Here is a 22,683-nt window from a genome sequence, read left to right as displayed (position 1 = left end):
AAGCCGGAACTATTGGCTCAACGCGCGACAGGTCGTTGCCGTTTGCATTGCCGCCAGTTCCTCACTTGACACATTCATAACCCGTGAGTTATGCGTCAATTCATAACCAATCAGTTATTGTTTTGCATGGACGGCGCGACATCCGGCTCGGCAGAACGCACTCGCACAAAACACGTCTGAAGGAGGCCACCGTGCAAGCAAGACTGAAAAACCCTGTGCTTCTCATTCCCGGCGCGCTGCAGGCGCTGCTCGCGCTGGACAAGTCGACGGAGACGGCTGACCTGCCATACGTGACGCGCAAGCTCGTCCATTTGCGTGCCAGTCAGATCAATGGATGCAGCGTCTGTATCGACATGCATGCGCGCGAATTGAAGAAGGCCGGCGAAAAGGATGAGCGCGTCTTCACCGTGTCCGCCTGGCGGGAGACGCCGTACTTCACAGACGCTGAACGCGCGGCTCTTGCGCTTGCCGAGGCAACAACCCGGCTCTGCGACCGGCCGGATCCGGTGCCGGACGCGATCTGGGACGAGGCCGCCCGGCACTATGACGAAAAGGCACTCGCCGCCCTGGTCGTCCAGATTGCCTTGATCAACGCCTTCAACCGACTCAACGCCGCCACCAGGCAGATGGTCGGCGCCTGGGGATGAGCCGGAGCGGCTCGCCGTGACACATGTCGGTTTTCGCGGCGGTGCATCAGATCCGCAAATTGTGAGCGTTCGCGCGCACGAAGTCGATAAAGGCCCGCAGCTTGGGCGGGACGAGGCGGCGGCTGGGATAATAGAGGTGGAGCGGTTCGTAGGTGGGACAGAAAGGCTCCAGCACCTTGACCAGCGCGCCTGAGGCGAGAAGCGGCGCAGCCAGGCCTTCGACGGCGAAAGCAAGGCCAAGCCCTTGCGCGGCGGCGGTAATGCAGAGCGGAAGTGTGTTCACGATCAGACGTGCGTCGGGCGTGAACTCGACCTGACGTCCATCTACGACGAACTCCCAGGGCGAGATGGCGCGGGTGCGGGTGAAGGCGAAGGCGATGCAGCGGTGGGCGGCGAGGTCGGCCAGCCGCGTCGGCGTGCCGTTCCTCGCCAGATAGTCCGGGCTCCCCAAAACGACCGTCTGCAGCGGCCCGCCCAGACGCGCGCCGATCATATCCTTCTCGAGAAGCTCGCCGATCCGCAGACCGGCATCGAAGCCCTGAGCGGCGATATCGACGAAATTGTCGTCGAAGATCACGCTAAGCCTCACTTCCGGGTAAGCGTCCATGAATGGCCCCATCAGCGGCTCGATCAGCAGCGGCGCGGCGATCCACGGCAGGCTCAGGCGCAGCGTGCCGGCGGGGCGATCGCGGGTCTCGCGCAGCGCCGCGCCAGCTGCCCAGATCTCCTCGGCCGCTGGGCGCACGTGGTCGAGGTAGTGGGCGCCGGCTTCGGTCAAACCGACGCTGCGGGTCGTGCGGTTGAGGAGCCGCACCCCCAGACGCTCCTCGAGCCCCTTGACGGCCTCGCTCAACGAGGCCGGAGCGACGCCGAGCTCGGCGGCGGCGCGGGTGAAGCTCTTGGCCTCCGCGACCTTCACGAAGGCGACAATCCCGCTGAACTGGTCGAGGCGCATTGTGAGGAAATTCCAAATAGCCTTGTCGAACTATACGGATTTTTCCGGTGAACAAAAAGCGTCATGTTGGGTCCGACGAAACAGCAAGGAGACAGGACCGATGACCAGGCTTGCTTCGCTTGCCGCCGGCGCTCTCCTGGCGGTGTCTGCCGCCCCCGCGAACGGCGGTCCGCAGGAAGACCGCAACATCCAGCTCATCAAGGACTATTACGCTGCTTACGCGACCGGGAATTCGGAGGCGGTCCGGCCCTTCCTCGCGCCCGACATCGTGTGGCGCATTCCCGGCCATCATCCGCTCGCCGGCGACAAGCGCGGACCGGAGGAAGTGGTCGCCTTCTTCCGTGGCCTGGCCGACGGCAATTTTAGGGCTGAGCCGATCTTCTTCCAGGCACAGGGCGACCTCGTCGTCGACATTCATCGCGGCTGGTCGAACGTCGGCTCAGGTCCCGAGATCGACCAGCTCTACGCCCTGATGTTCCGGATCAAGGATGGCAAGATCACTGAAGCACAGAATTTTTTGACCGACATGTACCAGTCGGACGCCTTCTACTGGGCGCACTACCCGCTGAAGCCACTGCCTGGCCGACTGACGGATGATCGCTGAGACGGTGGCTTTCCTCAACTTGCCGCGCTTCTCGCTCCAAACCAAAGGAGACTTGCGATGCTGAAAACCCTGACACTAGCCGCGGCAACCGCCGTCGCGCTCGCCTCCACTGCCTTCGCCGCACAGCGCGTCGAGCGCGTCACTTTCGCCTCGCATGGCGAGCAGATCGTCGGCGACCTCTATCTGCCCGAGGATCTGGACGCGATGGAAGCTCGGCCCGCGCTGGTCGTGACCGGCGCCTGGATGACGGTGAAGGAACAGATGTCGGCCCGCTACGCCCGCGAGATGGCCGACCGCGGCTTCGTCGCCTTGACCTTCGATTTTCGCGGTTGGGGCGAAAGCGGCGGCGCACGTCGCCAATACGAGGATCCCAGCGCCAAGATCGCCGATATCGAGGCGGCGGTCGCCTATCTCGCGACCCGGCCCGAGACCGACAAGGACCGCATCGGCGGGCTCGGCATTTGCGCCAGCTCCGGCTACATGGTCACTGCCGCCGCTAAAAATACGGCGATCAAGTCGGTCGCTCTCGTCGCACCCTGGCTGCACGACGCCGATGTGGTCGAACAGACCTATGGCGGCAAGGACGGCGTCGCCAAGCTTGAAGCCGCGGGCGATGAAGCCGAGGCGGCGTATCACCGCACCGGCAAACAGGCCTTCCTGCCCGCCGCCAGCCTGACCGACGATCGCGCGATCATGTTCAAGGTGCCTTACTACACCGAGCCCGATCGCGGCATGATCCCGGCCTGGCGCAACGAGGCCGATCCGGCCTTCTGGCGCGGCTGGCTGAAATTCGATGCGATCCAGGCTGCTCCGCGCCTGCATCAGCCCTTTGTGATGATGCATAGCGAGGCGGCTGCCATCCCGCAGGGCGCGCACAAATTTTACGCGCGGCTGACCGGGCCGAAGCAGGAGCTGTGGCTCGACAACGTCACCCAGTTCGACTTCTACGACCGTGCCGGGCCGGTGAAAGCGGCGAGTGACGCCGTCGCCGCGCATTTCCGCGCCACGCTGGGTAGTGCAGGGGAGGCGGGGCAATGAGCGCCGTCACCCGCCGGCACGTCGTCCTGGCCTCGACAGTTTTCGCCGCGATCCTTGCTGCCACCTCTGCGTCGGCCTTGAACACCTCGCAGTCCACGGCTGCGCTGACGCTCGAAGACAGGACCGCCATCGCCGAGGCAGTGGCGGGGATCGGGCTCTATGCCGATTTGCGCGAATGGAACCAGGTCAAATCGTATTTCGCGGCCCGCGTCACGACCGACTATACGAGCCTTTTCGGTGGCGAGGTCGCGACCAGCGACCGCGACGCGCTGATTGCCCAGTGGCAAGACCTGCTGCCGGGCTTCGACGCTACCCAGCACCTCATCACCAACATCGTTGTCGAAGGCGCGGGCAACGATGCCGTTGCGCGCAGCCATGTTCGCGCGACCCACTGGATCGACACCCGGTTCTGGACGGTCGGCGCCAGCTATCTCCACCGACTGGTGCGGACACCAGAAGGCTGGCGCGTCAGCGCCATCTCCATCCGCCGCTTGTACGAAGAGGGGAACCGCGCCGTTCTGGCCGCCGCCGCGGATCGGGTGAACGCGGAGGAGAATTGAGCAGCCGATTCGAGGTTGCTCGGAGCGTCATCAATGGGAATATTGATCGACATGTCGGGGTAGGCTTGGCGCATGCGGTATCAGTGCCGCGAACTGCGGAGGCAAGACATGACCCTTTCACTGCAGGAGATTTCGGATCGGCTTGAGATCGAACAGCTGCTTATTCGTTATTGCTACGCCGTGGACGATCGCGACTGGGAAGCCTATCGGAACGTATTCACACCCGATGCCGTGCTTGACGACACTGTGACGGGCGGAATCAGGAGCGGTGTGGAAGAGCATATTGCTTTCATGAAAGGCGCCCTGTCGAAGATATTGATCTCGCAGCATGCCATTTCGACAATTCTTCTTGAAGTCCGAGGGGACGAGGCCAGCGCGCGCGTGCATTGTTCATGCCCAATGGTCGTCGACCTCGGCGAAGGCAAAAGGCAGGTCTTCTTCCAAGGGCTCTGGTATCGCGACCGCGTCGTGCGCACGACCGAGGGTTGGCGCATCAGCGAACTCGTCGAGGAAGGATATTGGACTCACAATTTACCGGAAGGGTTCACGTTCTGACCTCTGTGGCGGGCTGTAAGGGTCCGCCACGGACGCTGTGTTCAGAAATGCCAGCTACTGGCGCAACACCGTGTTCTTGGTGCCTTCTTCGACCTGATCTATGACCAGCAGCTTCACCGGATCGGCGCCGACATTGGTGGCCTGATGCCACTGCCCGATCATTTCGATGATGAAATCGCCTGACTTGTATGTGTTGCTCTTGCCGGTCTCGACATTGGTGACCTGAAGCGTTCCACCCTGGACATAGGCATAGCGGGGAAACGGGTGCTTGTGGACCGGCAAGGTCGCGCCCGGCGCGATCTCAAAGGACGAAACCAGGACCTGCACGTTTTTCTGCGGCAGCACTATCGGCTGGCCGGAGGCGGTTTCCGTGCGTGAGGCAAGTGGAGACACGACAACCGGCGTCCCGCTGCTGTCCAGCGCTTGAGCGGCATTCGCAAATAGCGAGGCCGCGAGCAGCAGCGTCGTCGATACCAGGATTTTTCGCATGATTCCTCCCAAGCCCAGCTTCACCATCGCGCAGCAAATATCCGCGCGCAAGCGTCTCCTTTCGCGAGGCTTAGGCGCCTCTCCTGAACATGCCAGGCGTCATGCCATGCGCAGCCCGGAACGTGCGGGAAAGATGGCTCTGGTCGGCGAAACCTGCCGCAATGGCGGCATCGGCGAGGCCGAGCCCCTGTTCGATCAAGGAACTGGCGCGACGCCGTCTCCGGTCGCGGATATAGGCTGCGGGCGTCAGGCCAATCGCCTTCTTGAAATCCCGGATGACCTGGAACCGGGTCACGCGCGCGGCGTCGGCAAGCCGCTGCAGGTTGAGTTGCGAGCCAAGTTCGCTTTCGACAAGATTCTCGTAGAGCGAGAACCTCTGCCACGATCCCGAGCTTTCGACCTCCTCTGCCAGCCCGCCCCAATCGCCATGCCGAACGATGAGATGCCTCAAGGCGACGAGCAGCGACGCTTCGGCCTGCGTCGCGTCCTGGGACGTCGAGCCTTCATGCGCCGCCGCCAACGCTGTTGCGAGACCGCCGTCCTCGATGATCGCGTGCGAGAAAACCGGAGCGCCGTCGCCTCCCAGCTCGCGCGCGACCGCCGTCATCAGCGGCACCGAGGGATAAAAGGTCCGGTAGGCCCAGCCTTCATCAGCACCTTGTTCCCCGTCATGCCACTCCTCGGGATTGACGACGGCAATAGTGCCTGCCGGAGCGACAACGCTGTGGCGTCCGATGCGAATGCGTTCGCAGCCAGAAGTAATCAGCGCGATCACATAGGTGGGGTGCGTGTGCAACTCGTAACGATGCTGCGTGAAGCGCGCCTTGAACAGGCCAAGGCCAGGGAAGCAGGGATGACGCCAGTATTTACTGGTTTCGTTCGCGTGCACGTCTTTCGTCCCTACTGCGGTCAATCTGGTTCAAGACGCCTCTTGTGCGACCTTCTAATCGTGATTCCGATCAAACCGCCCCCGTTGCCGGCGTAGAAGGAGAGCATCGTGCTCCATAATGACCCCATCGCCGCCCTGACGCCAGAGGTCGTAGCCTGGCGCCACCACATCCATTCCAATCCCGAACTCGGATTCAACGAGCACGAAACCGCACGCTTCGTCACCGAGAAACTGCGCTCCTTCGGCTTCGACGAGGTTCATGAGGGGATCGGCGGCACCGGTGTTGTCGGCATCCTGCGCAGCGGCACGGGCACACGCGCCATCGGTCTTCGCGCCGAGCTGGACGCGCTTCCGGTCGTGGAGAGGACCGGCTTGCCCTATGCCTCCAGGAATGAGGGCGTGATGCACGCCTGCGGCCATGACGGCCACACCGCCATGCTGCTCGGCGCCGCCAGACTGCTCAGCCAATCCCGTGCCTTCGATGGCACCGTCTATTTCATCTTTCAGCCAGCCGAGGAAAACGAAGGCGGCAGCATGCGCATGATCGAAGACGGCGTGTTCAAGCGCTTCCCGGTCGAGGCGATGTATGCCGTCCACAACTGGCCGGGGGTCAGGCTCGGCACGATCGCCGCTCGCGTCGGACCGCAGATGGCGGCGGTCGACAATTTCGAGCTGACCTTCGAGGGTCTTGGCGCGCATGCCGCCATGCCACAGCTCGGCGACGATCCGATCCTGGCGGCGGGTGCGTTTGTCCAGGCCGTTCAACGCATCGTCAGCCGCTCGGTCGATCCGCAAACCGCGCTTGTCGTCAGTCTCACCCAGATCCACGGCGGCAATGTCGGCAACATCGTGCCGGGCAAGGTCTGGCTGCAAGGCACTTGTCGGTTTTTCGAGCCGGGCCATTCCGATCACTGCGAGAAGCTGATCGGCGAGATCGCCCGGGGCATTGCCGCAGCCCATTCGCTCAAGACCACGCTCGATTACAGGAAGGGCTATCCGCCGCTCATCAACACCGCCCACGCGACAGCTCGCGCTGTCAAGGCGGCCGCCGCAACCGTCGGGAGGGATAACGTCTCGACCGAGTTCAGCCCGAGCCTGGGCTGCGAGGATTTCGCCTTCATGATCCGCGAGGCCGGCGGCTGCTACGTGTGGATCGGCGCCGGCGATGTCGGCCCCGGCGAGGGCCTGCACGGCGATCGCTATGTCTTCAACGACGAAATCGTGCCGACTGTGATGCGCTATTACGTCAATCTGGTTGAGCAAACGCTTGCCGTCTCGTGAACCGTCAGAGGGGAATTGATGGTCCAGCGAGAACTGCCGATCTGAACGCGCTTCGTCGTCAGCGCGCCAACCCGGCGCATTTCACCCGGCCGTGGCCTCGAGTTGCTCTAGGGGAACGGGACTTCCGAGCGCCGCCTGCGCCGTATCGGCCTGGTTTTCGTCGACATGCGCCATCACCAGAATAACTCCTTGAACAAGGTTGGGCTCACCCGGTTTTTTGGCGAGTGTCTGGAGAAGCCCACCAGCAAAGCCGCCGCAGGCTCCTCCGACGAGAGTCAGGCCAGCCGCCGCTCCGACAGGATCAATGCCGGTGGTTCCAAAAGTCCACAGGCCGATTAACAGACCAGCTGCCGCGCCTAGGGCGGCACCGCCCGGACCGCGCAGGACAGCGCCGATTTCGTCGTCGTAGGGTCCGATGACGCTGATCTGTTCGTGAGAAACTCCTGCCGCCTGAAGCGCGGCAACGGCACGCGCTGCCTGGTCGCGGGAATCGAAGAGTCTGCTGATTGTTCTCATTTGACGCTGCCCATAACATAGTCGCCCGCCGCTCGTTTAGAAGCGGCGGGCGTCTCCTCCCTCTCGTTCAGGTCACTGAATGATTTTGACGATCTTGCGTGTGCCTGGATCAACGACAACGGTCCGATTGTCCACGACAACGTACCGGTATTCGACGTCGGGAACTTCATGAAGCTCGACCGTATCGGGTAGCGTTGAGCCGATATTGAGTTCCACCCCGGGGAGCTCCACCGATGCGAGCGGCTGCTTTTCCACATATTCCCTAATGACGGTCTCCTGCTCAGGCGCGATGATCACGTCCTGAGCGGCAGCGGTGCCGACACCTGCCAATAGCAGAAATCCGGCGGCTGCAGTGGAAAGACGCATTTTCATGGTTGCCTCCTTATGTGAGCTCTCTTGGCATCATTCTTCGCGCTAGACTCGCTCAAACATGAGACCGCTGCAAACGTTCCTTGGCTGGGCTTCGGTCCGATCCGTGAGGCCCTGCCGTTGGACTTAAGTCTGATCTGCTGCGCGCAATGGGGCCGGATGTCGAGCGGTCCGGAACCGCGATTGCCCGGACTCGTTCGGCGCAAATTTACGGGACGAGTTCATGGAGAGGGGTGGCCGCCACCCTCATTCGGCAGCCCGCTTCCGACCGACATTTCTCACCCGTGTCAAACTCGCCAGGAGAAAGGAAATGGCCGACGAGAAAAGCAACCAAGACTTCCTCGACCGCAGGCGCCTGTCGGTCGACGAGTACTACGAGGTGGAACATTTCGCGCGAGAAAATGGCGTTTCGCCGAGCCAAGTCAGTAGGCTGATCAAAAAGAACGGTAACGATCGGATGACGCTCACTCAAGCGGTGAGAGCATTGCGCGACCAGAAGTGAAAAATACGCCGCACCTTCCGCCGCGATTGGCGATCAGGCGTTGCACCATCTGTGCCGGGGAGATCGAAAGCATCGGAACTGGCGCTTCATGGCTTTGCTGCCTCGCTCAACGAGGGCAGTGGAGCTTATGCGAAAAAACCGCCGGGTGTGGTTTCCGTCCAGTCTGTAAAGCCCTAAGTTCCCTAGGGATTGATCAGTTGCAGATCAAAGATGGCGTCGCTTAGCGTCGTTCGACAACAGATTGGCCGGTTCTCTCGAATCGTGCCGCTGGCGCGACGCGCCGCCGACTGGGCCGTTGGGGATATGGCGCCACACAGAGCGACAAGACTGATCGATCGATGGAACGCACTGTCGCTTGCCACTCAGTTTCTGCTCGCGGGCGGACTATTCTCGCTGTCGGCGATGATCGTGGTGGGAATTTCCGTGACAAGCCAGATAGAAGCCGCGGTCACCCGGAACTCGGCTTCTGCGACAGCTCTCTACGTCGACAGCGTTATCGCGCCGCTGCTCCCCGACATGCGCAGGAGCGAAGTGCTGGAGGAGAGCGTTGCTCATGCGCTGGATGAAACGCTGGGGCAAGGCGCGCTCGGCAAAAGGCTCCAATCCTTCAAGCTCTGGCGCCGCGACGGAACCATCCTCTATTCGACCAACAAAGATTTGGTCGGGAAGCGCTTTCCACCCAGCGACAATCTCCGGGCCGCATTCGCAGGCGACATGGTCGCTGAATTCGACAAACTCGATGACCTGGATAGCCAGGCTGAGCGGGACAGCGGCTTGCATCTTCTTGAAATCTATAATCCGGTACTTCAGCCGTGGTCGGGCGAAGTCGTGGCTGTTTTGGAATTTTATGAGATCGCCACCGATTTTGAAACGAACCTCCGGCAGGCACTCGTCCGAACCTGGCTCGATGTCGCTGCCGTCACCGCAATTTTTTTCCTCGGGCTTTCGGCGATCGTCTTTCGCGGCAGCCGCACGATTCGTTCCCAGAGCCGGTCATTGAAGCAGCGCATTGCCGAACTTTCCGATCTGCTTGCTCAAAACCGGATGTTGAGATTGCGGGTGCAGCGTGCTTCGCAGCGCGCCACGGCGCTTAACGAACGTTATCTCAGGCGGATCGGCGCGGACCTGCACGATGGGCCGGCGCAACTGGTTGCCCTCGCTGCGCTGGGGATCGACAGTCCGGTGCTTGCCGATCCTGCCACGCCGGCTGCGACGCGTGCACGGGAATTGCGGGCCGTCAAAGCCAATTTGGACGACGCGATGCGAGAGATCAGGAATGTCAGCAAGGGCCTTGTGCTGCCGCATGTCGAGAATGCCGAGTTGACGGAAATCCTCGAGCTTGCCGTGCGAGCGCACGAAGAGCGAACCGGCGTCAAAGTGATGCTGTCCATGACCGGAGGGCACACACCCTTGTCGCCATCGGCCAAGATCTGCATCTTTCGCTTCATCCAGGAGGCGCTGAACAACGGCTTCCGCCACGCCGGGGGTGCCGGTCAATCGGTCGCGAAACATTTCGACGGGGAGCGCGTTTTTATCGAGGTTTCCGATACCGGCCCCGGTTTTGACCCGAAGATCGTCCACCCTGAAGGGCTGGGGCTCGTCGGGTTGCGTGAGCGGGTAGAAAGCCTCGGTGGCCAGTTTGCCGTAACATCTTCACAAAATGGCACGATGGTGAAAATGGTTCTCAACACAGTTGAAATGGGACAGGCGTGATGCCAGCAGCCATAAAACTCGCCGTCATCGATGACCACCCGCTGTTCAGGGAAGGCGTCGTGCGCACTCTCGAGCAGATCGGCGGCTTCGAGATTATTGCGCAAGGCAGCAGCAGAGATGACGCCCTGCGGATATCGGAAGACCAGCAGCTCGATATTCTCCTGATGGACATCTCGGTGCCTGGAGGGGGCCTGAGTGCGATCGAGCCGGCTCTGCAGCGACACCCGGATCTGAAAATTGTGATGCTGACGGTTTCGGAGGAGAACCAGGACGTCGTGACCGCCTTGCAGAGCGGGGCACGAGGCTATGTCCTGAAGGGTGTCGGGTCGAGAACCCTGGCCGCCATACTGCGCACGGTGGCGCTAGGCGAAAGATATGTTTGCCCGCAATTGTCGGCGCGTGTGCTGGTCGACTTGTCTACCCGATCAACCACGACGGCGAAAGCCGACGTGCTGGCCGAACTCACCAGTCGCGAAAGAGAGATCCTGACGCTCGTTGCCGCGGGATTGAGCAACAAACGGATCGGTCTTCAGCTGAACCTGCACGAGAAAACCATAAAGCACCACATGACGCGCATTCTTTCCAAGCTCAACGTGAGCAACCGGACCGAAGCTGCGATGACGTTGCGCGACGCCACCGAGCGTCAGCATTCGCCTGTTCCCCATTCTGCCTGAAGCAAATGGGGCCTTGCGGCCCGTGAACTGGTCATCACTCGATCATGGCGAGCAGTCTTGCCCGATCGGAGTTCGTTGCCTGCCGCCGAATGATGGTGCGGCCCATGGCATCCCGCATTTCATAATGGCGACCGTCGATGCGCTCGCTGAGCCCGTTGGAATGCACCACACCCACACTTGGCCCGTGCACTTCGATCCGGTCTCCAGTGGCCGCATTGATATATAGTTTTGGCTTGTTGCCGGGGTTTACCGCGGTGACCGCATCTTCGGGGGGATTGTCTTTCGGTGATTTTGATTTGCCCTTGCCCGCGCCGTTGGAGTTTGAATTCCCGGGGGTTCCAGAATTTCCAGCGTTCCCAGAATTTCCAGCGTTCCCAGAATTTCCAGCATTCCCGGAGTTTCCGGCGTTTCCAGAATTTCCAGCGTTTCCGGAATTCCCGTTGCCACCATTCTGTGCCCAGGCGACCTGCGGGCTGAGCGTCAGGGATAGGCGGTCTTGTCCCACACGGTAGGGGCTCATGACGAGAACCAAGGTCGATGCAGTGAGGCAGATGGCGACGCGAAGCCTTCGTCGCCGCACGACAGGCGTCATCAATAAATTTGCCAATGTCACGTTAGAAATATCCTCTAACCGTTACGGTCTGCGCTGCATTATGCCTATTGTTTCCGAGCCAATCCTCTGTGCGCTGCACCGACTTGTCACGCTTCCGCCATCACAAGGCGATGTCAAGGCCCACCGGTCTCAGGGGAGAAACCGGTGGGTCTCGCTAGCGCAGGAAGGGACTCATTGCTGCGCAAGCGTGTTGCCTTCATCGATCGGGTCCCATCAGCCGATAATAAGCCCAACGGCCGCAACCCCGAACACCAAGCCAAATACCGGGAAAAGCAGCCAACGTGCCTGCTGAATGCTGTGGTCCATTGCAGCCTCCTGTCAGGGGGGTCGGCATCGCAACGACGCCTGCCGGAGCCCGGTTCCTGAAACTCCCCTATTGGGGGCTTTTGCGATAGCAGCCCCGGACCAAAGCACTGCCTGTGCCAGCCCATGGTCTGCCAGCCGGTAGACTGAAGTCCTGCCCGGGGTTGATGAAGGCACCGTCGAGGGATGATCGATGAGGGTTCGGCCGGAAGGGTCCTCGACACGCAAAATGCCCGCCAGCTTGAACAGCGGGGTGTATTGGCGACGTAAATGGCTGTCGCCGTCCGATGAGTGGCCCTCCACCTTCAAACGATGAATGGTGAGGGGTCCGCCGCGGGTGCGGCGAGCCCCTTCACGCCCGACAAAGGCGTTAGGTCAGAATAAGGACGATCTTGAGCGTATCCGGGTCGACGATGACGATTCGGCCATCAGCCAACACGAAATACTCGTAGGATTCGTAAGCCGGGACGATCTTGACAATTCGCGGTGGCAGACGATGCAGTCTGACCTTCTGCCGCGGGACCTCGATGCCCACGGAGATGTCAAAATCGACGTCGGAAACCGGTTCGACCTTCTCCTCCTTCAGGACCTGGGTAATCTCCGTTTTCTGTTCAACGGTCACATTCTCGATCGAGCCGGTCGAAGTCTCATCCTGCTGAGTGGAGGCCTTGCCTTGGGTTTGCTGCTCGGTGGTGGTACCGGTCTCGCCCTGGGACTGCTGCTCGGTCTGGACCTTGGCCTTGTCCTGCGCCTGTTGCTCGGTGGTCGTGCCGGCCTTGCCTTCAGCCTGATCCTCAGGCTTGACCTTCATCTTGTCTTGCGCCTGCTGGTCGGTGGTTGCGCCGGCCTTGCCCTGAGCCTGCTCATCGCTCTGGATCTTCGCCTTGCCTTGAGCCTGCTCCTCGGTGGCGGTACCGGTCTCGTCCTGGGTCTGTTTACCCGTCGTCGAACCACTAGGGCAATCGGCCGAGCCGGGTGCGCAACTGGTGCCGGCGCCCGATTGGCTTTCGGCCGGCTGCTGTTCCTGAGCGAGTGCTGCTCCACAGCCAACGCCGATGGCCAGCATACTGGTGATCAGAACTTTTTTCATGAGATAATCTCCATCGAAAAGTCTGTCCCTTCAGGGGGGAAACCACCTCCAAGAAATTTTGTTCCAGGCGAATTGACCGGGCGGAAGCGGTGTACGCGTTCCTTCGTCGGGAGGAATTTCCATAGCGCCAACCTCCGAACATGAGCCTGCGGTTTTTTCCTTTGAGGATGGAACACTGTCCTGCGACGAAAGTTTAAACGCCAGCAGCATCGTATTGTCCCCTCATACAAATGCTGCGAGATCGGTGGCCCCGATCAGCCCGCGTCCTCTCCCGGAGGGCGCGGGCTTTCTGCTGTTGCCAGGGCCGTTACGGCGCCCGAGCTTGCCAGCGCGCTCCTCGAGGACGTGTCTATGCGCTTGAACCGTCGTGACGGCGTGACGACGAAGAACCTAGTGAAAGATGGCCGGCGCCGCAGGGGGCGGGGGAAGGTGGCGTTGCCTAGGTTGGCGCCGGCCAAGCGGCGTTGGGGTTCGCCACGAAGAAAGAGTAGCAAAATTCGCCGGATTGATTATGGCGTGATCGCGGAAGTTCGCCGGGTCTAGCCATAGCAGGCGCACCTCGATGCTTCCGATCCTGTCCCGAGCTGGGCGAGATACATCAGGGTCCGGCTGCGTACAACAGGCGCAGAACGCCCGTGCTGCTCCAATATGCGATCATGACTTTGGTCATGAGATTTTTCTTTCCAAAGCTATAGGATCCGCTCGCTCGTGGCAGGCTACGCCGCCATATTTGCGGTGACTGTCCGGTGAGTCGTGGCCGGTCTCAGACATACCGGCTGCTAACGATCTGGCCACTCGGCTGTAATGCCGGACGAGACTCGTGTTTTACGACGGCTATATTAAACTGGATTAAATCGCGGTTGACCATACTTCGCCACTTTATCAAGACTAGCCCGGTTTCACGGTTTTGTCTTTGATAAACGGCGGCGAAATAGTAAGGTGGCCTGTAATATTCGCTTTAGGGAACTGAGCCTCAACTTTCGTTTAAGGAGAGATCATGAACAAGATCATGTCGGGTTTGCTGGCGGCCGCGTTATCGGTATCGTTCGCGACCACCATAGCAGTGCCTGCTGACGCAGCTCAGGTATTCCTGCCGCAAGCGCCGTCCGTTTCGACTGATGTGCAGACGGTTGACCATAATCCGTGGGGGAAGCGCCACAACCGCAAAAACCGCAAATTTTCGCGCCACGATGGCTCCCACTGGAACGGCCATCGCGGTTATCGTGAGTACCGTCGCGGCCATCGCCGTCATGGCGACTACTGGTTCCCGCTGGCTGCATTCGCCACCGGCGCGGTGATCGGCAGTGCGATCATCAACAACAACCAGAACCGTGTTAATCGTGGCGACGCCCATGTCGAGTGGTGTTACGACCGGTACCGCAGTTACCGCGCGTCCGACAATACGTTCCAGCCCAACTACGGACCTCGACAGCAGTGCAATTCGCCCTACTGATTCGGCGAGCTGAGATGTTGACAGAGCCCGTGCCGGCGACGGCGCGGGCTTTTTATGCCGACTGACCGCATCACCGCACCCCGCTTCGGCGGGGAGGCTGCCATTTCCTGATAGCTTCAATGGGTATGCGTGGAAATTGGCTCCCCGGGCCGGATTCGAACCAGCGACCAACCGGTTAACAGCCGGTTGCTCTACCACTGAGCTACCGGGGAACAGACGCTCTCATGTGAGTGGCGCAGCCTATAGCAAACCCGTTTCGGCTTTGCAAAGAAGCATTTCGTATTTTTCGGCGCTTTTTCGCGCGACGACTTCTCGCAATCATGTGCGCGCGTCCTCATATGAGCCGTCTGACGGGCTGCGCGGAACCGAAAAGGTGGTTGCGGCATTCGTCAGCTGGTGCTTTTACTTTGCCCGAACGGACCACCAACCAGACATGAGCGCAGCAAGCCACAACCATCCACCGGCACGGAAAATATCGGTCTTCGGCCGTCAATTCACCATGCCGCGCTCGCGCGGCCTCAGGATTGCGATCGGCGTCGTGCTGATCTTCGGCGGCATTCTCGGCTTCCTGCCGATCCTGGGCTTCTGGATGATTCCGATCGGATTGCTGGTGCTCTCCTACGAGTTTGCCTTGGTGCGCCGCCATCGGCGCCGGCTCGTCGTGTGGTGGGAGCGGCGGCGGCGGCCGAACTGACGACGTGGCAAGCCTCTGTGAGGGGGGCGTCTTTCCAGCCCGACTCAGCCCCGGCTAATGCCCGGAGCGCTTTCCCGGCCCTCGCAATTCTCCTTCAGAATGGCGGAGCCTTCTGCTTACCCGACGTAGGGTCCAGGCCCCAGGCTTCTCTTTGCCATATTCCGTACTTAACGGTTAACTAATGTATTAATTGCAGCATGCGTATCGACGATTCGACACGTGGCATCATGGCCCAGAGGAAACCGTCCGGAATGCACCATGGCCGCTTGACGGCATTTTCGCCGCAACCTATTGGAACCGGGTGGAACGCCGGGAGCAATGAGGCCTCGTGGCGGAGTGGTTACGCAGAGGACTGCAAATCCTTGCACCCCGGTTCGATTCCGGGCGAGGCCTCCAATTGCCCAAGCTCCCGCGCACCAGCGCCAGGGGGCTCGAGTTCCGGTCGAAATGAGCCGCGGTCCCGGCGCGGCAAGCGGATTGGTTTGGGCAGATTGGTTGGAACATGAGCGCTGATTTTGCCGAACGCCGGGTGAAAATGGTCGATGGCCAGATCCGCACCACCGACGTGACCAGCGCGCCGCTGCTCGACGCAATGCTGGTCGTGCCGCGCGAGGCCTTTGTCGCCCCCGTTCAGCGCGATCTAGCCTATATCGACGAGGACATCCGCATTGCCAATGGAGCGGATGGCCCACGCTATCTCATGGAGCCTTCGCCGCTGGCCAAGCTGATGCAATTGGCCGAAATCGACCCTGGCGATTCGGCTCTCGATGTCGGCTGCGGCACCGGCTATGCGGCGGCGATCCTGTCGCGGCTGGCAAAGTCGGTCGTCGCGCTGGAAAGCGATCCGGCATTGGCCGAGACCGCCATGTCGACGCTTTCGGCGCTGGGCTGCGACAACGTCAGCGTGGTCAAGGGATCGCTGCCGGAAGGCCATGCCGCGGAGGCGCCCTACGATGTTATTTTCATCGGCGGCAGCGTGGAGAAAGTGCCGGCGTCTCTGCTCGACCAGCTTGCTGAGGGCGGCCGTCTCGTCGCCGTCGAAGGGCAGGGGAATTCGGGTGTGGCCCGTTTGTTTCTTAAAACAGGGGGGGTTGTAACCGGAAGAGGGGCATTTAATGCGGCAATTAAGCCACTACCTGGGTTTGAACGTATCCGTGCGTTTGAGTTCTGAATGATTTTGGCTTGCAGCAGAGGCGTTGTCATGTTCGCTTGCGCTTGAACAATCGTTGCTGATCCGCATGACTGGGGTACTCTTGGGGGCTGACAGCAGGGAACCTGAAACACACCGCGCCGGCTGCTCGAATGAGAGAAGCCGGCGCGGTGCGGTTCCCATGCAAAACGAATGAGGGAATAACGTGCCGTCTTTACGCAAGAGTCTTTTTGCCGCCGTCCTTGTTTCCGCGACCGCGCTTTCTCCGGTGGCCGCCTCGGCGGAAACCATCCTTGGTGCACTTTCAAAGGCCTACCAGAACAATTCCTCGCTCAATTCGGCTCGTGCCGGCGTCCGCGTCACCGACGAGGGCGTCGCCATCGCCAAGTCGGGGTGGCGCCCGACCATCACCGGCTCCGCGAGCATCGACTACTCCAGCAGCCATTTCAATGCCCGCGGCAATGTACCCGGCGTGAACCAAAGCACGCGTTTGACCACGGGTAACTTTGGCGTCCAGATCGACCAGACCCTGTTCGACGGCTTTCAGACCAAGAACAATGTCGCCGCCGCTGAATCGCGAGTCCGCGCCTCGGTCGAGAGCCTGCGCAACACCGAAGAGAATATCTTGTTCAACGCGGCAAGCGCCTACATGGACGTGATTCGCGATCGGCAAGTGGCGGTGCTGACGGAGCAGAACCTGCAATTCCTGACCGAGCAGGCGCGCGCGGCGCGCTCGCGCTTCGAAGTCGGCGAAGGCACCCGCACCGACGTCGCGCAGGCCGATGCCGAGCGCTCGTCCGCCGTGGCGGAACTGGCCGCCGCCCGCGCCCAGGCGCTGGCAAGCGCTGCGACCTATCGCCAGATCGTCGGCGATGAGCCAGGCAGGCTCAGGGCCGCTTCGCCGCTGTCGAAGCTGTTGCCGTCGAACCTCGACGCGGCAATCGCGATTGCATCCATTGAGCACCCCGCCATCCTCGCCACCCAGCATCTGGTTGACGCGGCGGCATTTTCGGTGAAATCGGCCGAAGGCGCGCTGCTGCCGCAGCTCTCGGCCTCCGCCGGCGTTTCCAGCGCCTATCAAAACACCGTGCCGCGCTTCGATCCCGGGCAGGGACGGGATGGCACAACCAATTCGGCCAGCATCGGCGCCACGCTGACCGTGCCGATCTATTCCGGTGGACGGAACTCGGCGACGGTGCGCCAGAATAAGGAATCACTCAGCCAGGCGCGGATCGAGGTCGATGTAAGCCGCGACACCGTGCGGCAAGCCGTGACCTCGGCGTGGACGCAATATACCGCCGCTCAGCAAACCGTCGTAGCCAACAGGCAGGTGATCGCCGCCGCGCAGCTTGCCTTGAGCGGCGTCATCGAGGAGCGCAATGTCGGCCAGCGCACCACGCTCGACGTTCTCAACGCGCAGGCCACTCTCATCACCGCCAAGATCAACCAGGCCAGTTCCGAACGCGATTTGGTGGTGGCGAGCTATGCCATCCTGTCGGCGGTCGGTCGCCTTTCGGTCGATCGCCTCGCCCTTCAGGTGACGAAATACAGACCTGAAGAACATTACAATGCGGTCAAGGACAAGTGGATCGGCCTGCGCACGCCAGACGGCCGCTAATCGCTCCACCAGTTCCAAATTCCGCCCAATTTCCGGCATTAGAGCCCGCGCGTTCCCAAGGAATGCGCGGGCTCTAATCTGTTGAAATCCAACACACCCTCAGATTGGGGATTCTCGTAAGGCGATCCGTCGGTTACGCTGTTGCCATGATTCGATCCGGCGTGGCCGGACTGGAAATCTGCAACGAGTCACAAGGGCGGCGGATGTGACGATGGCGACGGCAAGCAGCGTGCAACGCGAACCTTCCATGGAAGAGATACTGGCTTCCATCAGGAGGATCATCGAGGACAATGATACCGGTCGCAAGCAGCCGGACGAAGCGGACGACCTGCTGCAGGATTTGGCGTCGGTGACTGTGCCAGCACCGGTGGCCGGGGCGCCGCCGGAGGCAGGCAGGGCGCCGTCGGGGGCAGGCGGGACGCCGCCGGAGGTGGATGCGTTTCGCGCCGAATTGCGTCCGGGATTTGACGCCAGAAGGCCGGCCACGCTGGCTGAGGTGCAGAGGCCTCCATCGGCCGCCGAGCCCGTCGTCGCGCGCATGGAGCCGCCGGTGCGTTCCGATCCGGCTCCGCTCAAAGCTCCCGTGACGCTTGCCGGGGTCGCTGGCGAGCCGGCCCCGACCGCCAAGCCGGATGCGACGGCAACGGTTGCGGAAACGACCGACAGCATCGTTGCCGACTGGCGGCGTGAGATCGCCGCAGTCGGCGAAGCGATGACCGCGGCCAAGCCGGACAGGGCTGAAGTGCGACTGGCGCCGGATGCCGAACCGAAGGCCGAGGTTTTCGAGGACGCGGCCGAACCTGCTTTCGAGCCGGCTCCGCCGCAAAGCGGATTGGCGCGCCCGGCGACAAACGAGGCATCGTCGGCTCGTCCGGCGATCCTTTCCGAACATACGGGCCGGCAGGTCGCCGCCGCCTTCGGCGAGCTTTCCGATGCGTTCGCCAGCCGCAGCAAGAAAACCTTCGACGAGATGGCCGAAGAGATGCTCAGGCCCATGCTGCAAGACTGGCTGGACAACAATCTGCCGACGCTGGTCGAGCGGCTGGTGCGCGAGGAAATCGAACGCGTGGCGCGCGGCGCGCAGTAACAGTTCCGACAGCGGATGAGACCACCACCGCGGCGGCGGTCTCGTTGGCCTGGGAACTCAACCGCTCTCAACCGATGTGGCAAAGGCGATCAGGTTTCCGTCGGGATCTGCCACGATGAAGGTGCGGGCGCCCCACGGTTCGGTCCGCAACGTCTGATGAAAGCTGACCCCGGCCGCCTGGTACTCCAGGAACAGCGGCTTGATGGCGTCGACCGCGATGGTTGCCGACAGCAAGTCGTCTCTTGCTCTTAAGCCGTTGTCGAACAGAGGCTTGTCGACATGGCGCAGATTCAACCGCGCGCCGTCGCGAAAGACGTGGGCATAGAAGGGCGGTTCGCCATAGGTGAAGCGCGTCGTGAAGCCGAGCTTCTGTTCATAGAACGCACGGGCGGCAGCGATGTCGCAGACAAAAAGCTGCGGCTCGGCCAAGGCAAGGAAGGGTTTTTCGGCATCGGATGTCGTGCTGTCGGTCATGGTTTGAAGGCCTTTCTTCAGCGCCTGCCAGCTTTCGAAACCAGCCTTCTTGGCAACCAGTTCCTGGGCGTCAGCAAGCTTGAAGCTGTGATCCAGGATCTGGCGATCGGTCAGATGGCGGAAACGCGGCAGTATCGACCCGATCGCAGCCGCGACGGGATAGTACCGCTCGCGATGCCAGCGCAGGTGGAGCTTGGCCTGTTTCCTGAAGTTTTCGAAATTCGACATGTTCGAAATTCGGCTTGGGCGCGGTGAGGGTTAAGGTGTCGTAGGCGGGCAATGCCCCTCCGGCGGGTAGCCGATGCGCCCTACAGCAGCGTTGGCAAGGTATTGCGGTTCGCGATCGCCGGTCAAGAGGCTTGGCTGCATGGAGGATCGCTTATGCGAATTGCCTCGAACTATGAGGCCCCTATCTATTGGCCATGCCATCTGCGGCCGGTTGACTTGCCAACTGCCTTCCGATTTACACCAAACCCAACAATCCCGACAGCTCGGACGCCTTTCCATGCTCGAAAAAACCTACGACGCCAAAACCGTCGAGCCGAAGATCGCTAAAATCTGGGAAGAGGCCGACGCGTTTCGTGCCGGCGCAGGCGCCGAGGAGGGGGCCGAAGCCTTCACCATCGTCATCCCGCCGCCGAACGTCACCGGCTCGCTGCATATGGGCCACGCGCTCAACAACACGCTGCAGGACATTCTGGTGCGCTTCGAGCGCATGCGCGGCAAGAACGTGCTGTGGCAGCCCGGCATGGACCATGCCGGCATCGCCACGCAGATGGTGGTCGAGCGCCGGCTTATGGAAAAGCAGATCCACCGCCGCGACCTGACGCGCGATGAGTTCATCGAGAAAGTATGGGAGTGGAAGGCCGAATCCGGCGGCGCGATCCTCAACCAGCTGAAGCGGCTGGGGGCGTCGGCCGACTGGAGCAGAGAGCGCTTCACCATGGACGAGGGCCTATCCAAGGCGGTGCTCGAAGTGTTCGTCACGCTCTACAAGGAAGGGCTGATCTACAAGGACAAGCGGCTTGTGAACTGGGACCCGAAGCTGCTCACGGCCATTTCCGACCTGGAGGTCGAGCAGCAGGAGGTCAACGGCAACCTCTGGCACTTCCGCTATCCGGTCGAAGGCGAGATCTTCGATCCGGAAAATCCAAAAACCTTCATCACCGTGGCGACGACGCGCCCCGAGACGATGCTGGGCGATACGGCGGTCGCGGTGCATCCGGACGACGAGCGTTTTCGGCACCTGGTTGGCAAAAACCTCGTCCTGCCGATCGTCGGCCGCAAGATCCCGGTGGTGGCGGACGAATATTCCGATCCGGAAAAGGGCAGCGGCGCGGTCAAGATCACGCCGGCGCATGATTTCAACGACTTCGAGGTCGGCAAGCGCCACAGGCTGCCGGCGATCAACATCCTCACCGTCGAGGCGGCGGTGACCCTCACGGACAATGAAGATTTTCTCGCCGGGCTTGAAGTTACCCCCGAGCGCGAGTCCGTCTGGGATGAGCTCAACGGCCTCGATCGTTTCGCCGCGCGCAAAAGGGTCGTCGAGTTGATGGAGGCGGGCGGTTTCCTCGAAAAGGTCGAGCCGCACCGCCATGCCGTGCCGCATGGCGATCGCGGCGGCGTGCCGATCGAACCGTTCCTGACCGACCAGTGGTACGTCAATGCGGCCGAACTCGCCAAGCCGGCGATCGCGTCCGTGCGCGAAGGCCGCACCAAGATCATACCCGGCAGTTGGGAGAAGACTTACTTCCAGTGGATGGAAAACATTGAACCCTGGTGCATCTCGCGCCAACTCTGGTGGGGGCACCAGATCCCGGCCTGGTACGGGCCGGACGGGCGTGTCTTCGTCGAGAAGACCGAAGAGGAGGCGCTCGCAGCCGCCGTCGAATATTATCTGGCGCTGGAAGGGCCATGGAAGGCCTGGGTCGAGGACAAGCTCGAGAACTTCAAGCCGGGCGAGATACTGACCCGCGACGAGGACGTGCTCGACACATGGTTCTCTTCGGCGCTGTGGCCGTTCTCGACGCTTGGCTGGCCGGAAAAGACGCCGGAACTGAAGACCTACTATCAGACCGACGTGCTGGTGACCGGTTTCGACCTGATCTTCTTCTGGGTCGCTCGCATGATGATGATGGGCCTGCATTTCATGGACGAGGAGCCGTTCCATACCGTCTATATGCACGCGCTAGTGCGCGACAAGAACGGGCAGAAGATGTCGAAGTCGAAAGGCAACGTCATCGACCCGCTCGATCTCATCGACGAATACGGCGCTGACGCCCTGCGCTTCACGCTGACGGTGATGGCGGCGCAAGGACGCGACGTGAAGCTCGATCCGGCTCGCATCGCCGGCTACCGCAACTTCGGCACCAAGCTGTGGAACGCGACGCGTTTTGCCGAGATGAATGACGTCGCAAGGAACGACGATTTCTGGCTGAACGACGCCAAGCTGGCGGTCAACCGCTGGATCCTGACCGAACTGACGCGCGCCGCGCGCGAAATCACCGATGGCATCACCTCATACCGCTTCAACGAGGCGGCGGGTGCGGCCTATCGCTTCGTCTGGAACCTGTTCTGCGACTGGTATCTGGAACTGCTGAAGCCGGTGTTCATGGGCACTGACGAGGCTGCCAAGGCCGAGAGCCGGGCGTGCGTGGCCTTCGTGCTCGACGAGATCTACAAGCTGCTGCATCCGATGATGCCGTTCATGACCGAAGAACTTTGGGCTGAGACGGCAGGCGAAGGCAAGGAACGGCCGTCTCTGCTTTGCCACGCGGCGTGGCCGTCGCCCGACTTCGAGGATGAGGCAGCGGCCGCCGACATCAACTGGCTGGTCGATCTCGTCTCAGGTATCCGCTCCGTGCGCTCGGAGATGAACGTGCCGCCGGCCGCGATCGCGCCGCTGATGGTGATCGGCGCCAATGCCACGACCCGCGAAAGGCTTGAGCGCCAGGCATCGGCCATCAAGCGGCTGGCGCGGGTCGGCGACATCTCGCTGGTCGATACGGCGCCCAGGGGCTCCGCCCAGATCGTGCTCAACGAGGCGACCATCTGCCTGCCGCTCGGCAGCCTGATCGACCTTACCGCCGAGGCGGCGCGGCTGCAGAAGGAACTGGTCAAGGTGACCGAGGAGATCGCCCGCCTGCACAAGAAGCTGTCCAACGAGAAATTCGTCGCCAACGCGCCGGAAGATGTCGTGGAAGCCGAGCGCGAAAAACTCGCCGAGTATCGCGAGGCGCAAGAAAAGCTTTCGGTGGCGCTGACGCGGGTGCGCGAGGCCGGTTAACCTATCTTTGGTGTTTGAGCATCGGACTGTCGGGCATCGAATCGTTCCAAAACCGGCGTTCCGTTTTTGGGTCCGATGCTCTGGATTCCCGAGTCTCCGAACCCGCTTTTCGGATGGGCT

General features: G+C 61.5%; 23 protein-coding genes and 2 tRNA genes. 16 read left to right on the top strand and 9 right to left on the bottom strand.

The annotated features are described in order from the left end of the window. Positions 1–191 precede the first annotated feature (191 nt). Positions 192–647, top strand: coding sequence for a carboxymuconolactone decarboxylase family protein (locus tag EOC94_RS25290; RefSeq protein WP_095485602.1), 456 nt, complete (start codon positions 192–194; stop codon positions 645–647). A gap of 46 nt (positions 648–693) precedes the next feature. On the opposite strand, the gene EOC94_RS25285 is transcribed toward EOC94_RS25290, so the two are convergent. After that, positions 694–1,602, bottom strand: coding sequence for a LysR family transcriptional regulator (locus tag EOC94_RS25285; RefSeq protein WP_127294162.1), 909 nt, complete (start codon positions 1,600–1,602; stop codon positions 694–696). 100 nt (positions 1,603–1,702) lie between these two features. Between EOC94_RS25285 and EOC94_RS25280 the strand changes: the two genes are divergently transcribed. From EOC94_RS25280 to EOC94_RS25265, 4 genes are all read left to right on the top strand, one after another. After that, positions 1,703–2,206 (top strand): nuclear transport factor 2 family protein, encoded by a 504-nt coding sequence (locus EOC94_RS25280; RefSeq protein WP_127294160.1) that lies wholly within the window; start codon positions 1,703–1,705, stop codon positions 2,204–2,206. Between the two features lie 57 nt (positions 2,207–2,263). Then, positions 2,264–3,244 carry a CocE/NonD family hydrolase gene (locus EOC94_RS25275; protein WP_127204455.1) on the top strand — a complete coding sequence of 327 codons (981 nt, stop codon included), beginning with the start codon at positions 2,264–2,266 and terminating at the stop codon, positions 3,242–3,244. Further along, positions 3,241–3,804, top strand: coding sequence for a nuclear transport factor 2 family protein (locus EOC94_RS25270; RefSeq protein ID WP_127294158.1), 564 nt, complete (start codon positions 3,241–3,243; stop codon positions 3,802–3,804). The genes EOC94_RS25275 and EOC94_RS25270 overlap by 4 nt, the downstream gene beginning before the upstream one ends. 108 nt (positions 3,805–3,912) lie before the next feature. Then, on the top strand, positions 3,913–4,359 hold the full coding sequence (locus EOC94_RS25265; protein ID WP_185928324.1) for a nuclear transport factor 2 family protein: 447 nt from the start codon (positions 3,913–3,915) through the stop codon (positions 4,357–4,359). Positions 4,360–4,413: 54 nt separating this feature from the next. Here EOC94_RS25265 and EOC94_RS25260 read toward each other — a convergent pair whose 3' ends face one another. Both EOC94_RS25260 and EOC94_RS25255 read right to left on the bottom strand, forming a co-directional pair. Beyond that, positions 4,414–4,848 carry a cupin domain-containing protein gene (locus EOC94_RS25260; RefSeq protein WP_127204452.1) on the bottom strand — a complete coding sequence of 145 codons (435 nt, stop codon included), beginning with the start codon at positions 4,846–4,848 and terminating at the stop codon, positions 4,414–4,416. A gap of 70 nt (positions 4,849–4,918) precedes the next feature. Next, positions 4,919–5,737, bottom strand: coding sequence for an AraC family ligand binding domain-containing protein (locus tag EOC94_RS25255; protein WP_127294154.1), 819 nt, complete (start codon positions 5,735–5,737; stop codon positions 4,919–4,921). 108 nt (positions 5,738–5,845) lie between these two features. Here EOC94_RS25255 and EOC94_RS25250 point away from each other — a divergent pair, with 108 nt between their 5' ends. Continuing rightward, positions 5,846–7,018: an amidohydrolase gene (locus EOC94_RS25250; protein WP_127294152.1), complete on the top strand. Its 1,173-nt coding sequence runs from the start codon at positions 5,846–5,848 to the stop codon at positions 7,016–7,018. Positions 7,019–7,099: 81 nt separating this feature from the next. Here the strand turns inward: EOC94_RS25250 and EOC94_RS25245 are convergent, their stop codons facing one another. Beyond that, positions 7,100–7,534 carry a hypothetical protein gene (locus EOC94_RS25245; RefSeq protein WP_127294150.1) on the bottom strand — a complete coding sequence of 145 codons (435 nt, stop codon included), beginning with the start codon at positions 7,532–7,534 and terminating at the stop codon, positions 7,100–7,102. Positions 7,535–7,606: 72 nt separating this feature from the next. Further along, positions 7,607–7,906, bottom strand: a complete 300-nt coding sequence (locus EOC94_RS25240; RefSeq protein WP_095485521.1) for a DUF1236 domain-containing protein — start codon at positions 7,904–7,906, stop codon at positions 7,607–7,609. A gap of 307 nt (positions 7,907–8,213) precedes the next feature. Between EOC94_RS25240 and EOC94_RS25235 the strand changes: the two genes are divergently transcribed. The 3 genes from EOC94_RS25235 to EOC94_RS25225 all read left to right on the top strand — a co-directional run bounded on the left by EOC94_RS25235 (position 8,214) and on the right by EOC94_RS25225 (position 10,792). After that, the gene (locus tag EOC94_RS25235) at positions 8,214–8,405 is read left to right on the top strand and encodes a DUF3606 domain-containing protein (protein WP_095485520.1); all 192 of its coding nucleotides are present in this window, start codon (positions 8,214–8,216) and stop codon (positions 8,403–8,405) included. 303 nt (positions 8,406–8,708) lie between these two features. After that, positions 8,709–10,118, top strand: coding sequence for a sensor histidine kinase (locus tag EOC94_RS25230; protein ID WP_127294228.1), 1,410 nt, complete (start codon positions 8,709–8,711; stop codon positions 10,116–10,118). Next, on the top strand, positions 10,118–10,792 hold the full coding sequence (locus EOC94_RS25225; RefSeq protein WP_095485519.1) for a response regulator transcription factor: 675 nt from the start codon (positions 10,118–10,120) through the stop codon (positions 10,790–10,792). The genes EOC94_RS25230 and EOC94_RS25225 overlap by 1 nt, the downstream gene beginning before the upstream one ends. A gap of 34 nt (positions 10,793–10,826) precedes the next feature. Here the strand turns inward: EOC94_RS25225 and EOC94_RS25220 are convergent, their stop codons facing one another. Both EOC94_RS25220 and EOC94_RS25215 read right to left on the bottom strand, forming a co-directional pair. Beyond that, complete coding sequence (locus tag EOC94_RS25220) at positions 10,827–11,405, bottom strand: hypothetical protein (protein ID WP_127294148.1); 579 nt, start codon at positions 11,403–11,405, stop codon at positions 10,827–10,829. Positions 11,406–12,078: 673 nt separating this feature from the next. Further along, positions 12,079–12,798: a DUF1236 domain-containing protein gene (locus EOC94_RS25215; protein WP_127294146.1), complete on the bottom strand. Its 720-nt coding sequence runs from the start codon at positions 12,796–12,798 to the stop codon at positions 12,079–12,081. A gap of 997 nt (positions 12,799–13,795) precedes the next feature. Here EOC94_RS25215 and EOC94_RS25210 point away from each other — a divergent pair. After that, positions 13,796–14,251, top strand: coding sequence for a BA14K family protein (locus EOC94_RS25210; RefSeq protein WP_126106203.1), 456 nt, complete (start codon positions 13,796–13,798; stop codon positions 14,249–14,251). Between the two features lie 137 nt (positions 14,252–14,388). Here EOC94_RS25210 and EOC94_RS25205 read toward each other — a convergent pair. Next, positions 14,389–14,463: transfer RNA gene (locus tag EOC94_RS25205), tRNA-Asn, on the bottom strand. Positions 14,464–14,684: 221 nt separating this feature from the next. Between EOC94_RS25205 and EOC94_RS25200 the strand changes: the two genes are divergently transcribed. The 5 genes from EOC94_RS25200 (at position 14,685) to EOC94_RS25180 (ending at position 18,800) form a co-directional block, all read left to right on the top strand. Beyond that, positions 14,685–14,945 carry a hypothetical protein gene (locus tag EOC94_RS25200; RefSeq protein WP_029353198.1) on the top strand — a complete coding sequence of 87 codons (261 nt, stop codon included), beginning with the start codon at positions 14,685–14,687 and terminating at the stop codon, positions 14,943–14,945. 322 nt (positions 14,946–15,267) lie between these two features. Then, positions 15,268–15,341: transfer RNA gene (locus tag EOC94_RS25195), tRNA-Cys, on the top strand. Between the two features lie 106 nt (positions 15,342–15,447). Then, positions 15,448–16,116 carry a protein-L-isoaspartate O-methyltransferase gene (locus EOC94_RS25190; RefSeq protein WP_127204446.1) on the top strand — a complete coding sequence of 223 codons (669 nt, stop codon included), beginning with the start codon at positions 15,448–15,450 and terminating at the stop codon, positions 16,114–16,116. A 184-nt stretch (positions 16,117–16,300) separates the two neighbouring features. Beyond that, a complete protein-coding gene (locus tag EOC94_RS25185; RefSeq protein ID WP_127294144.1) occupies positions 16,301–17,713 on the top strand; it encodes a TolC family outer membrane protein in 1,413 nt (470 codons plus the stop codon). A 211-nt stretch (positions 17,714–17,924) separates the two neighbouring features. Next, a complete protein-coding gene (locus EOC94_RS25180) occupies positions 17,925–18,800 on the top strand; it encodes a PopZ family protein (protein WP_095485484.1) in 876 nt (291 codons plus the stop codon). A 57-nt stretch (positions 18,801–18,857) separates the two neighbouring features. Here the strand turns inward: EOC94_RS25180 and EOC94_RS25175 are convergent, their stop codons facing one another. Further along, complete coding sequence (locus tag EOC94_RS25175) at positions 18,858–19,502, bottom strand: VOC family protein (protein WP_127294142.1); 645 nt, start codon at positions 19,500–19,502, stop codon at positions 18,858–18,860. A gap of 277 nt (positions 19,503–19,779) precedes the next feature. On the opposite strand from EOC94_RS25175, the gene EOC94_RS25170 reads away from it, so the two are divergent. Then, positions 19,780–22,563 carry a valine--tRNA ligase gene (locus EOC94_RS25170; RefSeq protein WP_127294140.1) on the top strand — a complete coding sequence of 928 codons (2,784 nt, stop codon included), beginning with the start codon at positions 19,780–19,782 and terminating at the stop codon, positions 22,561–22,563. Positions 22,564–22,683 lie beyond the last annotated feature (120 nt).

Origin of the sequence: Mesorhizobium sp. M6A.T.Ce.TU.016.01.1.1, from assembly GCF_003997065.1 — a bacterium.
Classification (GTDB): domain Bacteria; phylum Pseudomonadota; class Alphaproteobacteria; order Rhizobiales; family Rhizobiaceae; genus Mesorhizobium; species Mesorhizobium mediterraneum.
Note: the sequence above shows the minus strand (reverse complement) of the source record. Positions and strands in the feature narration are given on the sequence as shown.